This window comes from Chitinophaga sp. (assembly GCF_039596455.1).
Taxonomy (GTDB): Bacteria; Bacteroidota; Bacteroidia; order Chitinophagales; family Chitinophagaceae; genus Chitinophaga.
In genome coordinates this window covers 116227-131168 of the sequence record NZ_JBCNJR010000002.1, presented here as the reverse complement: position 1 = coordinate 131168, position 14942 = coordinate 116227, and the positions used below count along the sequence as shown (strand labels likewise).

The window sequence follows — 14942 nt, the reverse complement described above, 5'->3', positions numbered from 1 at the left end:
TTATACCGTGAAAACTATTTTCATTACGCTCACCTTGCTGGTGCAGCTATCATTCCACGTTTTGGCGCAAGATCACAAAAACCTGCTCACCAGCCGCTATACGCCGCAGCAGGTAGACGCCATGTTGATTAAAGACCAGTCCTGGGTAAGCCTCCCCGCCTACAGTGACCGCAATTTCTGGAACAACTTGCCGCCCGCCATCCGCACGGAACTCATCCAGCGAGGCGAAGAAGCTTTGAAATTCAACTGGGACGTAGTAAAAGCCACTGACTTCATGGCCTTTACCCGCACCGGCAACCGGGATGTGATGCAGAACCCTAACGGCGCCCGGAAAAAAGCGCTGCAAAACCTGGCGCTGGCAGAACTGGCGGAAGGCAAGGGCCGATTCACAGACCAGCTGATCAACGGCATATGGGCCATCAGCGAACAAAGCAGCTGGGCGCTCTCCGCTCACCTGCCCGTTACCAAAAATGCAGACCTGCTGCCAGACATCACCCGCCCGGTGATAGACCTGGGCTCCGCAGATGCCGGCGCCCTCCTTTCCTGGGTGCATTATTATTTCAGGCCGCTGCTGGACAAGGTGAACCCGCTGGTTTCTGCCCGCATCCGGCACGAAGTGCGGGAAAAAATACTGGAGCCCTACTACACGCGCAACGATTTCTGGTGGATGGGCTTCAGCGACAGGCCCATGAACAACTGGAACCCCTGGGTGAACTACAACGTGATGCAGTGCATCCTGCTGCTGGAAGATGACGCCGCCCGGCGCAGCAAATACATCTACAAGGCCATCACCTCTATCGACAAATTCACCAATTCCTACCATGCTGACGGCGCCTGTGACGAAGGCCCCTCCTACTGGAGCCATGCCGGCGGCAAATACTTTGAGTGCCTGGAGCTGCTGCAGCACGCCACAGGCGGTAAGCTCAACGTATTCAGCCACCCGCTGATCAAGAACATGGGCAACTACATCAGCAATGTATACATCAACGCACCCTACTACGTAAACTTTGCCGACGCCAGCGCCAAAGGCGGCGTGAATGAAGGCATGGTATACCGCTACGGCAAAGCCATCGGGGATGATGTGATGATGGGCTTCGGCTCCTGGTACGCTCACCAGGACAGTATGGACACGCATCCCCCTTCCGGTACCATAGAGGCCGTGATCGCAGACCTCATGAACCTGAAAGAGATCATGGCCTACACGCCCCGCGAGCCGCTGATCAACTCACACTGGTACCCGCAAACAGAAGTGGCCATTGCGCGGGAATACCCCGGCAGCCAGCGCGGCTTCTATTTTGCGGCAAAAGGCGGCCACAATGCGGAGTCTCACAATCATAACGACGTAGGCACCTTCATTCTTTATTATGACGGCAAACCCTGCCTGGTAGACGCCGGCGTAGGCACCTATACCCGCCAGACGTTCAGCCCTGACCGTTACAAGATCTGGACCATGCAGTCTTCCTACCACAACCTGCCGGAGATCAACGGCACCGCCCAACACGCCGGCCGCAATTACAAGGCCACGGCGGCAGCTTTCTCCGCCACACCTAAAGCCGTCACCTTCAGCGCAGACATTGCCTCGGCATACCCCGAAGCCGCCAAGGTGAAATCATGGAAAAGAGGCTACCGCATGAACCGCGGCGGCAGCTTTGTGATTACGGACAATTATACCCTTGAGGCACTCCAGACACCGCCGGTATTACATCTGCTCACCGCCTGCAAAGCTACCGTAACCCGCCCCGGCCAGATCAAGCTGGAAGGTGACGGGTTCACGCTCACGCTGCATTACGATGCAAAGAAACTGGAAGCCGGCGTGGAGCATATCGATAACAATGACCCGCGGCTGGAAAGAAGCTGGCCCGGCGGACTGAACAGGATTGCGCTGAAAGGATTGGGGAATGAGGTAAAGGGCGAGTTGAAGGTGGAGGTGAAGAAAGGGTGATATGCCCATTTTATATTTAACAAAGAAGCATGTGCAAAAAACTCACATGGACTGAAGCAAAAATTCGGCGGCAGTATTCTATTCGGCAATGAAAAGGATGATTCGTTCAAAAGCTCTCTGTCTGTCATTTACCAGACGTTTGATGGGAAAGAATTATATCCCAGCGTGGAGGAGAAAGCAGCTCATCTTCTGTACTTCACCATAAAAAACCATTCCTTTTCCGATGGCAACAAACGCATTGCCGCATTCCTGTTTGTATGGTTTCTCGAAAAAAACCACCTGTTGTACCGGCAAGACGGTAGCAAACGTATTGCAGATAACGCTCTGGTGGCACTTACATTAATGATAGCAGAAAGCAAGCCGGAAGAAAAGGATGTAATGACCAAAGTAGTGGTAAACCTGATTAATGCGTTTAACTAGAATAACAACTATAGTAAAACGTCCATTTATCATTATCAAAATAAAGAATAATATATAAAAGGCAATGTGCAAAAAATGCACATTGCCTTTTTACTACTACTTAAATAACTGATAGTTAATAAATTATCACTTCCTCCTTCGCCCCTATCTTCTTCTTAGCCGCCACATCCCGCATAAACTTGTCCATCTTGTCAAACTCGCGGAACATGTAATTGGAAACCTCGTGCTGCCGGTCTTTATAACTGTAGAGCACTACCGGTTTATTCCACTCCTTCCCTTTTTCGTACAGGGTTTTGGAACCGAAGAGTATCAGCCAGCCCGGCGCATCTGCCTTGCAGGAGTGGTGCGCGGAAGTGCCATAAGGCACTGTGGCATCTTTAGTGCCGTGCATGAGGAAGGTGGGCACCCAGTTATCAGGCCGCATGGCGTTGATATCTACCAGGGCGCCTGCAAACAGGAGCACGCCGGCAAAACGGGGGCGTTCGCTGAAGTAGGCGTAACGGCCTTTGCCTGCAGCGGAAAAGGGATTGTACAGCATTTGCAGGGCGGCTTCCGCACCGGCGCTGCTGCCGGCCAGGAAGAATTTCTGCGGGTCTACCTGCAGTGAATCTGCCCGGTCGAGTATGAACCTTGCGGCGTCAGTACCATCTTCGGCAGCCACTTCAAAAGCCTTCAGCTTTTCGTGCGTTACCGTACTGCAATTGTAGGTACGGCCTTTCATATAAAGGCGGTAAGAGATCACAAATACATTATATCCGCGTTTGCTCATGCCTTCGGCAAAGGGCCGCTGGTTGGCAGGGTCTCCGCCGGAGAAACCACCGCCGTGGATGAACATAACAGATATGCCGTTAGGCTTGCCCTGTGGGGCGTAATGGTCAGCATACAGGGAATCCTTGTAATAGAACCGGGTTTGGGCCTGCGCCAGGCCGCAGCATAAAAGGCAGCATAATACTAATAATCTCTTCATACGTTCCATTTTAAACAATACTGGGCGTACCGCTGAAGGCGGGCGCCTTTTCAAGCGTTTGCCATACCTGGAACAAGGCGCGCGGCACGTGGAAACAACCTTTCCATTTACCGCCCTTCAGTTGCAGCAGCGGCTCTCCCTGGCGGTTAAGATAGCCAAACCATTCGGGATATTCCGCATCCTTGAAATGTTTCCAGGTGTATTCATGCACCTTGTCAAACCAGGCCTTGCAGGCCTCGCTACCCGTGAGCTGCCAGCCTTTGGCCAGGAACACCAGCGTTTCCAGGTGTACCCACCAGAGCTTCTGGTCCCACTCCAGCTGCTGGGGCGGGTGGTTGTAGATATCCATAAAATAGAAGATACCGCCGTACTTTTTGTCCCAGCCATATTCCAGCATACGCAGGCCTATGTCTGTGGCTTTTTGCGCCAGCGCGGGATCGTTGAGGCGCACGGCCAGGTCCATAATGAACCACATGGCCTCTATGGCGTGGCCGGGGTTGATGAGGCGGCCTTCAAAGGAGTCTGAAAAGCTGCCGTCTTCCAGCACGTTCTCCAGGATCAGGTTTTGTTCCTGCTGGTAAAATACTTCCATCACCTCTTCCAGCACTTCCGGGATGAACTCGTTCACCTTTTCGCTGCCCAGAATGTGCTCCAGCTCCAGGGAAAGGTTGCAGAGTATCATGGGCAGGGCAAAATTCTTCAGGTTGCGGGCGCCGGGTATCTGTTTGGTATACTGGCCTTTGGGATTGTTGCGGCGGCGCAGGATATTTTCAAAAGTGTTTTTGGCAATATCATAGTACTCCTGTTTAGGGTCTATTTTGTACAAGGCGCCAAAGCCCATGGCGGCAAAGCAGTCTGAAAATATATTGTATGGCTGCACCAGGGGCCTGCCATCTTCCGTCAGGGAAAAATACCAGTTGCCCTGCGCATCCCGGCCATACTTCTGCATAAATGCGGCGCCATGCAGGGCCATTTCTTTCCATTGTTCGTTAGGTGCTACTTTGTGGTACAGCATGGAAAACATCCACACCTCCCGGCCCTGCAGCCACATAAACTTGTCTGTATCAAATACTTTCCCCTCGCGGTCCAGGCAGGTAAAAAAACCTCCGTTTTTCTCGTCTTTAGAATTTTGGATCCAGAAAGGCAACACGTTTTCCAGCAGTTCTTGCTTGTATAAAGCAGCTAAATGTTTCATCAGGTTTGTTCTTTAAAAATTGGCAGGAGTTATTTCAGTGCTCCGATGTATTCTTTATAACGGTTATATAAATGCCCGGCCTGCAGGTAGGCAGATTGCGGGCTCATGAAATGAGAAAACTCGAACGTCAGGGCTTTGTCGTAACCGGCCAGCCGGGCGGCTTCCAGCTTGAGGCGCAGCTTCTCGAACTTGATGGGCAGGAATTTGATGGGCATGTCCCGGTCAAAAGATTCCGCATTGGTCCAGCATTGCATGCCGAACTTGTCTGCCATCTTTTTGTTCACTGCAAAAAATTCCGGCAGCTCGTGATAGTCTATATGACCGTCCTGGAAAGCAATGGCATCTACGGCTCCTCTTACGCCGTCAAATATCTCGCTCCATTCTCTTTCATGCTCCTGTATAGACACGGCGTCTTCTTTCGTAAGACTGGCAGAAGCGGCCATCACCGCCTTTTTCCCGTCTATCCAGGGAGAAATGAAAGTAGGCAGGCCGTTGCTCATGCTCTTGCACTGGTTGCCCAGGGTGGAAAAGGCTTCCACCGCGCCCTTGGTGCGGCGGCTGATCTCCATGCTCAGGTACCAGCCCTTGAAGCTCTTGTAATGGCCATATTGCTGCCATACCTCATCTATCACGTAGCGGTTGGCATCTATTTCAGATTGCATATTGCCCGTATCCCAGTAATGCCCGCTGTCATACAGCCCGAAGTAGAACTGCATGCCGTGTTTGTCCGCCAGCTCCAGGTACATCTTTACCAGGTCTACCGGCGGCTCGTAGCAACCAAACTGCTTTTGCAGGTAGGCAGACGGGTAGGTGATGAAGCGGCGGTAACCGCTGCGGATGAGTATCACCGTGTCTATGCCCACGGCTTTCATGTAAGCGAAGTCACGGTCCCATTCTTCGCGGCCCCAGTTCTGGTGGGGTATATCGTGACTGATCTCGTCAAGGAAAGTGCCTGTGATCTTCATACTATAACTGTTTATGTTGTTTCAGCCAGTTCACCCAATCTACATACGCCACGGGCTCCAGGTGAATGCCATCTTTTGTATAATCTGCTTTCAGCTCTCCTTTTTCATCTGCAAACAGCTCGTGCAGGTTGAGATAGGTGAGATTGAACTCTTTCGCGAGCGGTACAATGCCTTCATTCAGCGCCTTTATCTTATCCGCCTTGTTCTTCAGGTAGGCGTACGGCAGTTTGGCCTCATTCATGGGCAGCACGCTCTGCACAATGATCTTCGTTTTGGGCAGGCCTTGCGTGAGTTGAGTGAGGATGCGCCTGTAGTTGTTCAGGATCACCTCTGTGGGCAGGCCGCGCCCGATGTCATTGATGCCGATGAGCAGGAAGAGTTTCTTCGGTTTTTGTTGTATCACGCCGTTCAGCCGGGCCAGCACGCCGAAGGTGTTGTCTCCGCCAATGCCGCGGTTGGCAATCTTCTTACCTGGCAGCAGTTCATGCCACTCCCCTCTTTCCGTAATGCTGTTGCCCAGGAAAAGAATGTCTGCCGGTTTGTTGTTCAGCTGGTTATACAGCTCCATACGCCCTTCATAGTACCAGTTGGCGTAGCTGCTGTCTATTTTCGGGACCGTTTGTGCAAAGGCGAAAGCCGGTATAGCGCAGGCGGCCAGTAATATCATCCTTTTCATTATAACAATTTTTTGCTGCGGAGAAATTCAACCCATTGCGGATAGGAGCTTACCTTGAGGTGCAGCCCGTCAGGCGTTTCCCTTCTTTTCAGCTGCCCTTTTTCATCCGCAAACGCTTCGTGCAGGTTTACGTAAGTGTAACCGTTTTCCCTTGCAATTTGTTCCAGCGCATTATTTAACAGGGTCACGTTGGCATTGGTCACTTTTTTGAACGCCTCTATCAGGATCGTATCATTTACCGGCAGCACGCTCTGCAGCACCACTTTTGTTTTGGGTGAGCCTTGTTTGATGATGCCGGCTATACGCCGGTAGTTGTTGATGATAACCGGTACGGGCACTTCACGCTTCAGGTCGTTCACTCCTATCATTAAAAATATTTTCGAAGGCTTCTGCGCAACTATTTCCGGCAGGCGGGCTATTACACCAAAGGAATTATCTCCGCTGATGCCGCGGTTCTGTACCGGCTGGCCGGGCAGTATTTCATTCCACTTCCCCGCTTCCGTAATGCTGTTTCCCAGGAACACGATGGCTTTTTTCTGCTTCGGCATTTTGGCAAACAGCGCCAGCCGCTCCTTGTAGTGATTGTTATCATACGTGCTGTCTACCGCCTGCGCGCCGGCCGTAAAGCCGGTAGCGAGCAATAGCGCAGCCATGGTTGCCTTTTTTATCATGCATTTTGTTTTTGAAAGTTCTCATCTGCCTGCCCGAGCCGGTTCCACCAGGTTTTCTTCAGCAGCCATGTGGTGGCAATGAAGATGATCACCCAGCCCAGCATCTGGTAGTTTTCACGGATCATGAAGTAGATGGGTATCACTACCTGGGCCATTTGCCAGATGATGCCTATCACAATGTTGAACATATCCCGTTTGAAATCCTTGTTCGGTTTGAAACCGGGGTCTTCTGCCAGCACCTCCTTACGGATAGGGCCCCAGAAGCCCCAGGGATTGGTTTGTTTATAAAACGCTTTCACCGCTTCCCTGTTCACCAGCGGCGACATGTACGTGCCCACAATGCAGCCAATGAAGGAGAAAACAAGAATGAGCGGGAATACATAGATGTCTACAATATCAGGGAATACGAAGAGTTTGATGGTAGACGCAATGAGCCCGAACAGCATACCGTAGAAATAGCCGTAGCCGGTGAAGCGCCACCAGATCCATTTCAGGAAGTTGGCAGCGGCGTAGCCACCGTACAGGGCGGAGGTGATCCAGAGGGTGAGCTTGTTCAGCGAAGCGCCCATGAACCCGAACAGGATGCCCACAAATACCAGCACACAGGAGGAAATGATGCTCATGCGGATGTATTTTTCGTTGGTACCGTTGGGGTTGATGTATTTTTTGTAGATGTCGTTCACGATGTAAGCTGGTGCGGAGTTCACAAAGGCGGAAAATGTGCCCATGAAAGAGGCCAGCAGGCCCGCCAGCAGCAATCCTTTAAAGCCCGCAGGCACAAATTTGGCGATGGCCAGCGGGGCAATCTTTTCAAAATCTATGCTGCTGCCCTGGGCGCCCAGCTCCGTTTGCATGTACACCAGCGCCAGCACGGCAAAGGCAGCCACCATGAGATAACGGGGAATGTACATTACCCAGATGGTGGTGAAGCTCATTTTGGCGGCGTCTCCAGGCGTGCGGGTAGAGAGCACGCGCTGCATGTCATAGCTGGGCACGGGGCCCGCTATGGAAGCAAAGATGCCTTTGAACAGCATCATCATGATGAGGATGCCGAACAGGCCGAAACCGTCTGCCGCTATTTTTTCGTTTACGGCGGGAAAGGGCGTATTTGTCCAGTCAAGCCCCAGGTCCCAGCCGAAGGAAAGATCTCCCCAACCGGAAGGGATGGCGGCCTGCACCTGCTCTGCCGTTACGGAAGTATAGGCAATGTAGCCGATCACGAAGCAGGAAATGGTCATGATGAGGAACTGCATCACCTCCGTGGCCACCACGCTGTACATGCCGCCTTTGATGGTATAAAGGGTAGTGGCAATGCAGAGAATAAGGGCGTAGCTTCTTTCGGAAGAGAGATGAAAGCTGCCGATGTTCACGGCCAGGTCCCACGGCAGAATGGAGGTACAGAACTTGCCGATGCCTTCAAAGAAGTAGGCAATAAAACCTATCACGCTCACTACGGCAAAGATCACGATGATGATGTGCGAAAGGCGGGCGCCCTTGCCATCCCCGAAACGGAAGGTGATCCACTGCGCGCCGGTCATTACGTTGGAGCGCCGCATCCAGATGGCCAGGTACACAAATACGAACACCTGGTTCCATACGGGCCACAGCCATGGAATGAAAGCGCTTTTGAGGCCGTAAATGAAGAGGATGCTCACCGTCCACATGGTGCCTGAAATGTCAAACATGCCCGATGCATTGCTCAGCCCCAGCATATACCACTTCATTTTATTGCCGCCCAGGAAGTAGCTTTGCAGGTCTTTGGAGGCCTTTCTGGCAATATAAAAACCAAGGAACAAAATGGCGATAATATACCCGATGATTATCCCGATGTCGAGAACGCTTAATGACATTTATACTTTTTTATGTTTTCCAAAACCATTTCCTGTTCACAAAAAATATGGTAACGAGAGATACGATGCCTGTGAACAACAATCCTCTCCCTATGCCCAGCCACACATTATTTTCCATGGCGCTAAATAGCCTGATGGCGCCGGTGAGGTGCAATACCGGCAGCAGCAACAGGTTGCCTGCCACATATGCCACCATGGGGTTTCTCCCGTTTTTGGCCAGGTACCCGATGATGCGGGAAGCGTAGCCGTAATACTCCAGCACGCAAAAGCCCAGTATCACCAGGAATGCAAGGCCCCCTGTTACAAAATAATAACTATAGTTGGAAGGGTCTTTTTTGATACCGCCCTCCGTACAATCAAAGAAAAGGCCCAGCCAGAGCAGGTACAAACCGGCCCGCAGATAATTTTTCCAGGGCAGCACGGCCACTTTCATTCTATTGCACAACACCAGCATGGCGGCGCCTACCCCGGCCGACAGCACCAGGTTCAGCTCCACCTGCCGGCTGAAGAGAAAAATAACGTTGATCAATACCAGCGCCAAAGTACCCGCTGCAATGAGCAACCAGTTGCGCCTGTCTGTTGCAGAAGGGGCGGCAACCGGTTGCTGCAGCCATTCACCGGCAAAGGTACCGGGAATGATGATAAACAGGTATTTGAGATAATAGAACTTGTACATCCAGGGTACGGGAGACCAGTTGTATACTGCTTCCGCCCAGGCGCCCGGCGTTTGCCCGGCAATAAACACCGCTGCCACAAAAGGCAGCACGCCTATACGCCACAGCGGCTGCCGGCGGGTCAGGTACCAGATGATGGTGCCGAAAAAGGCCATATTGGCCAATACGATGATGATCACATCACTCTGGTATATATCTACCCGCTGGTAAAAGAGGAAACCGATGCCCAGTGCAAAGGCCGCTATTTTAGGCCAGAGCGGCTTCATCCTGATAAACATGAAGCACAGCAAGGCAAAACAGCCCATGGAAATCAGGTGCTCCTGCGCTCCGGCAGGTTTTGCCTGTACCCAGGCCCTGGCGTGCAGGGTGAATATGGCGAAAAAGATGAGCAGCGCAAAACGTTGCGCCACCTGCCAAAACAACTGAAGAGCCGGTGCGTTTTCCCGTATTTTCCTTTGCAGCGCCAGGGGAATGGCAGCCCCCATGCTGAAAAGGAAGAAAGGGAACACCAGGTCTACCCAGGTAATGCCGGGCAGCTGCGGGTTGTATTTGTGGTATGGCGGAGGCGTTTGCGCGTGGTACATCCAGTCAGGCAAAATGCCGAAAGCAATGCTGCTTGAAAGCACCATTGCCAATATGGCGAAGCCGCGAAGCGCGTCCAGACTGTTACTACGGTTCATGTGCTTTTTTTCAACAAGGGGCCGGCTGTTGCCGGCCCCGTTATCATTTTCACTGTATGCATGCTTAATTCTTCAACCCATTCTTCACAGCGTCCCACAGCGGTTGTTTGAGGCGGTTGTACTGCGGTGCGTAAACATGCACCACGTCAAACAGCATAATGCCGCCGCTGGCTTTGCCCAATATGTATTGAATGGCTTTGGTGATCTCCCCGGTATTTGCCCAGTCTACGTTGCCCATATCTATACTGCCGTACAGCGGCATTTTGTTGCGGGTGATGTACATACCGCCGTTCAGCGAACCTTCCACACTCCACCAGTGGTATTTGAGGTGTGCGGTAGCAGGGTTGTCTGCCAGGCGTATCTGGGTAAAATAGTTGCCGGTCATCAGCAGGTCAAGCTGCTCGCCATAACCGGTTTTGCCGTAGTTGGGATAGGCCCAGTCAAAGCGTACCTCCTGGTCGTTGAAGGGATCATACTCGTTGCTGGCCCAGTTTACGCCCACCTGGTAATAGGTGGTGTACCAGGCGCCCACGTATGTACCGAACTTCATGCCGGGGCGCGCGGCTTTCACCGTTTCCCTGGCTTTGATGAAAAACTGCTGGATAACGGAGCAGCGGTACATGAGCCATTTATTGTAATACTTGCCGGTGGTAGCGGGCAGCGTTTGCCCGGCATTGCTCCTCCAGGTGGCTACAATGTCCTGCGGGAACTTCATGGCTTTCGCCTTGTCATCATTGAAGTTCGTTTCCAGGTATTTGATAAACTCGTTTTTGGAAAAATCGGAAAAGTCCGCATCAATGTCGGTATACCGGCAATAGTCCAGTATCAGCCCGTCAAAATCATATTTGGTGGCAATTTCCTTGATGATGTTGAGCGCGCGCTCCTGCACGGCAGGCTGCGCGGGGTTCACAAAGGCGTTGCGGCCGGTTTCCGTTACCTTCTTGCGGTTACCGTTGATGTCACATACAATAGACTCGTACTGCGCCATGTTCGGGTCTTCGAAAATGGTGCCTATTCTGCGGCCGCCATCTCCTTCTACCATGGTAACAATAGAAGCATATACCTTGAAGCCGCGGGCACGGGCCTGTTTGAGCATGTAGTCCGCATAGTCTACATTGGCGGGCAGCGACTTCCCGTCAAGCGAGGTGATCTGTTTGGCAATGCTGCTGGGGTACATGGTGAACCCGCTGCTGCCTTTCACGTCTACCACCAATCCGTTCACGCCCACCAGTTTCAGCGTGTCCAGCACTTTTTTCAGTTCATTGGTATCGCTCAGGCGGCCGTAGGTGCCGAACACGTTGGAGCGGGCATCTACCCAGGCAATCACGTCCCGTTTTGGTGTGGGCGTGGTATCACCACCACCGGGGTTAACCGGCGGAGGTGATGCACTGTCTTTTTTACAGGCCACGGTGGCTGTTATGATAGCCGCCAGTATGGCACATATGGAAAGAATATTGCGTTTCATGTGTGTTCAGGATTTGTTACGGAGCGTAAGTGGTGAACTCGTGTGCCCTTACGCCGCCGTTGGTGAGAAGATAGTATACCTGCATTCTCTCATTGTTGTCAGAGAACCCGACTGCCACGTCGCCGGTGCCGTTGCCATTGTTAGGCGCCGTCATCTGTTCGGAGTTGAACACATTGAAAGTACCGTAGGCCGGATCGGTGAAAGGCAAACTGATCTTTGAGCTGCTGGTTACGTCAAATATGGACATATGCACCTGGTTCAGGTTGTACGTATTCACATATTTGAGGATGGCCAGGTAGGTAGCGTTATTAAACGTCACGTAAGAAGTAGGCATGTGGAAGATGCCGTAGATACGCGCATCGCTGGTAAACGCTGCTATACGCTGGTGAGAGGAGCCGTTTACCAGGGCAATGTCCTGCTGGTAGTTGATCCAGTAGTTGGCATTGGTTTCTGCAGAAACAGGCTGCACTTCCGCATAATACCCGAGGTGCGTGGCGCCGTTGGCCAGGGAAGGATAGCTGATCACTTCCGGCGTTTGGCTGGTAGCCACACCGCCCCTGATATACCAGCGGTAAATCACGTTGGTGAAACCCGCGGGCGCCATGATCACGGCGTCTCCATTCAGGTCCCCATACACGTTCACCCTTCTGCCCACGCCTGCGTCAGCAGTGCTGCCGGTGGGGTTGTTGTTTGTCCAGTCGATGAGCTTCACCGGCGCATCGTCCAGTGCATTTTTGAATTTATAGAGGATGAACTTGGCATTCTTCGGCGCCCAGGAGGCGCTGAGCAGGTTGCCCTGATTATCGTTCACCATCTGGAAAGACACCCCGTTGGTAGGGTTCACCATCTCGCGTACGAACGTACCCGTGAAACGGTTGTAAACGCTGTATTTGGAAGGTGATGTTCTGCGGGTGAGCACCAGGTGGTCTCCACTTACGGCAAGGCTCACTTCATTGTTGGCGGTGAAGCCCATTTCCGCGTCGGTTTTGCTCCAGAGTTTGCGGTTGATGCCGAAACCGTAGTCCAGCTTCACGGGCTCCGCGGTTTTGAGGGTGTAGGTTTTGGCTACCCCGTCTTTACCGGTAAGGGTGAAAGGTTGCGGCTGCGCCAGATCTATGGCAGCGTTCTGGCCAAGGGAAGCGGTGGTGTGTTTGTTGATCTCGTAGGTGAGCGTTGTTCCGTTCATGACGGTGCCGGGCATTATGTAGAAGAGCACTTCACCGGAAGGTTGTACCACGCCTTCTACCAGTTGTTCCGTATTGTCTGCGTCCTTAAAGCTGATAGCGATCTTCTCGATGGTCACATTACCTACCTTCTTGCCCATTACCACATAGTCCTTTTTCTCACCTGTACCTGATACCACGGAAAAGTGGAAGGGTTGGTTGAGGTCTGTGAAGCCGCCGATGGCAGGCGTCAGCTTGGCATCTGCCGGAATGGTACCGCGGAGAATGATGCGGGACAGGTCTGTTTCGTCATCAGAGTCTTCCGGGTAGAAATACGGTATGTCAAAATAGATGGTATCGTTGCTGTACCTGGGTTCGAACAGGCGCTTGCCCCCGTTGCCATCGTTGGTGGCAAAGATGTCGCTCAGGAGGTTGGCCGTGTTACGCTGGATCACGTCCGCTTTACGGCAGGAGGCCAGGAAGGCGCCGGCTGCCAGGGATAATATGATAAATGAGTTACGTTTCATCCGTTAATGTTTTTGTTGCTGATTTTGGTGAATACAGGTTTACCAGCCCTGGATCTGGGTGATGGCGCTGTTCCTCATGATCTCGTCTTGCGGGATGGGTATGTAGTACAGTGCCGGTGTAAACTGACGGTCTGCGTTATCTGCAGATACTACGGTGTATTTCCAGCCGGTGCCGTCAGGTGTGATCTTGTGGCCGGTGAAACGTACGCCGTTCAGCACGGTGTGCGCCTTGCGCCAGCGGCGGAGGTCCCAGTAGCGGTGGCCTTCAAACGCCAGCTCTACGATGCGTTCGTGCTCAATGGCTTTCATCAGGCCGGGCACGTCTGCCGGAGCGTCTTCCGGCATATAACGGGCCTTGCGCAGTGTGTTGAGGGCATCCTGCGCACCGGGAATGTTGTTGGATTTGGCGCGCGCTTCAGCCGCTATCAGCAGTATTTCAGCATACCTTAACTCCAGCCAGCTTTGTACGCTCTTGTTCTGCATAAAGTTGATGTTGGTGGAGTCCAGCATTTTTTTGATATAATAGCCGGTAACGGTCCGCTTGGGTTCTGTAGAAATGCCGTATTCTGTGAAGTTCTCTATACCGTTGCCTTCCTTGGAGTCAATGGTACGGCCTTTCCAGGATGCGCCGTTGTACAGGATGGAGGCATAGAAACGCGGCTCGCGGTCTTTGTATGGATTAGCAGCATGCGTTGCGTTGCTCCAGCTGAATTTGGAACCGTCTGCCATCTGGAACTCGTTCACCAGTTCGGCGGTGGGTACACCATATACCATGCCCTGACCGGGAATGTCTCCCGGAGGGGTAAAACCGAAATCGTACTGGTGCGTGAACTGGGGAGCTATGTAATCCAGTTTGAAAATGGCTTCCTTACTGTCTTTTTTCAGGAAAACATCAGCAAATTTTGCTTCCAGCCCATAATGTCCTTCTTCTCCCAGCTTGATCACCTCTGTGGCGGCGGCGGCGGCTTTTTCATAATAAGCCGTTGCGTTGGCAGCATTCACACCGGTGAGCGCGTCCTGGTTAAACTGTTTCCTGTCGTATTCCGCAATTGATGCAGCGTACAGCCAGGTGCGGGCCAGCATGCCGTAGGCGGCGCCTTTGGTAGCACGGCCGGTACGGGAAGCGGTTTGCGTAACAGGCAGTCTTTCAGCAGCGTACTCAAAATCTGCGGCTATGTATTTCCAGCAATCTTCTTCGCTGGAACGCTGGCGGCTGTTATTGTTATATTCTTCAATACCGGGCATCAGTACCACGCTGCCATGGAGTTTTACCAACCAGAAGTAGGTATAGCCGCGTACAAAACGGGCTTCCGCTTCATACATTTCCTTCTCTGTATCAGACAGCTTGGCATATTTGTATAAACCGAAGAGGAATTCGTTGATCCGGCGGATGCGGGCATACCCTGTATTCCAGTAGTTCAGCTGGGGGCCGGCAGCATTTACGCGGCCGGCGTCTACCGCCAGCACGTTTACCGTACCGTTGCCGGAGGCGCTGGACGTATATTTTTCAATATCGGTCAGCGCATCAGTGGCGTTGCTGTAGCCAATAGGAAACTGCCCGAATTGAAAGGTCTGGAACTCTGCGTACAGGCCGGCCACATAAAGTTCCATGTTTGCCGGGTTCCTGAAAATGGCCTCTTCCGTATACTTGTCTGTTGGCGTAACATCTATCTTACAACCATGTGCAGCCACCACGATGCCGGCGAGCACGATTGATCTTTTTATAATTGAAGTTGCTTTACTCATC

12 protein-coding genes are annotated in these 14942 nt (G+C 52.4%); 2 read left to right on the top strand and 10 right to left on the bottom strand.

Annotated features, from left to right (window positions below):
• Nucleotides 1–7 precede the first annotated feature (7 nt).
• Complete coding sequence (locus ABDW36_RS10235) at nt 8–1942, top strand: heparinase II/III family protein (protein WP_343701797.1); 1935 nt, start codon at nt 8–10, stop codon at nt 1940–1942.
• Nucleotides 1943–1954: 12 nt separating this feature from the next.
• On the top strand, nt 1955–2362 hold the full coding sequence (locus ABDW36_RS10230; RefSeq protein WP_343702329.1) for a Fic family protein: 408 nt from the start codon (nt 1955–1957) through the stop codon (nt 2360–2362).
• Between the two features lie 115 nt (nt 2363–2477).
• Here ABDW36_RS10230 and ABDW36_RS10225 read toward each other — a convergent pair whose 3' ends face one another.
• From ABDW36_RS10225 to ABDW36_RS10180, 10 genes are all read right to left on the bottom strand, one after another.
• Complete coding sequence (locus ABDW36_RS10225; RefSeq protein WP_343701796.1) at nt 2478–3329, bottom strand: alpha/beta hydrolase fold domain-containing protein; 852 nt, start codon at nt 3327–3329, stop codon at nt 2478–2480.
• Between the two features lie 10 nt (nt 3330–3339).
• Nucleotides 3340–4524 (bottom strand): AGE family epimerase/isomerase, encoded by a 1185-nt coding sequence (locus tag ABDW36_RS10220; RefSeq protein ID WP_343701795.1) that lies wholly within the window; start codon nt 4522–4524, stop codon nt 3340–3342.
• A 29-nt stretch (nt 4525–4553) separates the two neighbouring features.
• The gene (locus ABDW36_RS10215) at nt 4554–5489 is read right to left on the bottom strand and encodes a DUF4434 domain-containing protein (protein ID WP_343701794.1); all 936 of its coding nucleotides are present in this window, start codon (nt 5487–5489) and stop codon (nt 4554–4556) included.
• Nucleotide 5490: 1 nt separating this feature from the next.
• Nucleotides 5491–6165 (bottom strand): GDSL-type esterase/lipase family protein, encoded by a 675-nt coding sequence (locus tag ABDW36_RS10210; protein WP_343701793.1) that lies wholly within the window; start codon nt 6163–6165, stop codon nt 5491–5493.
• Nucleotides 6165–6836 (bottom strand): GDSL-type esterase/lipase family protein, encoded by a 672-nt coding sequence (locus tag ABDW36_RS10205; protein WP_343701792.1) that lies wholly within the window; start codon nt 6834–6836, stop codon nt 6165–6167. The genes ABDW36_RS10210 and ABDW36_RS10205 overlap by 1 nt, the downstream gene beginning before the upstream one ends.
• On the bottom strand, nt 6833–8686 hold the full coding sequence (locus ABDW36_RS10200; protein WP_343701791.1) for a sodium:solute symporter family protein: 1854 nt from the start codon (nt 8684–8686) through the stop codon (nt 6833–6835). The genes ABDW36_RS10205 and ABDW36_RS10200 overlap by 4 nt, the downstream gene beginning before the upstream one ends.
• Nucleotides 8687–8696: 10 nt before the next feature.
• On the bottom strand, nt 8697–10040 hold the full coding sequence (locus ABDW36_RS10195; protein WP_343701790.1) for a DUF5009 domain-containing protein: 1344 nt from the start codon (nt 10038–10040) through the stop codon (nt 8697–8699).
• A gap of 64 nt (nt 10041–10104) precedes the next feature.
• Nucleotides 10105–11505, bottom strand: coding sequence for an alpha amylase family protein (locus ABDW36_RS10190; protein ID WP_343701789.1), 1401 nt, complete (start codon nt 11503–11505; stop codon nt 10105–10107).
• Between the two features lie 16 nt (nt 11506–11521).
• The gene (locus ABDW36_RS10185; RefSeq protein ID WP_343701788.1) at nt 11522–13195 is read right to left on the bottom strand and encodes a DUF5018 domain-containing protein; all 1674 of its coding nucleotides are present in this window, start codon (nt 13193–13195) and stop codon (nt 11522–11524) included.
• A 39-nt stretch (nt 13196–13234) separates the two neighbouring features.
• Nucleotides 13235–14905, bottom strand: a complete 1671-nt coding sequence (locus tag ABDW36_RS10180) for a RagB/SusD family nutrient uptake outer membrane protein (RefSeq protein ID WP_343701787.1) — start codon at nt 14903–14905, stop codon at nt 13235–13237.
• Between the last annotated feature and the right edge of the window lie 37 nt (nt 14906–14942).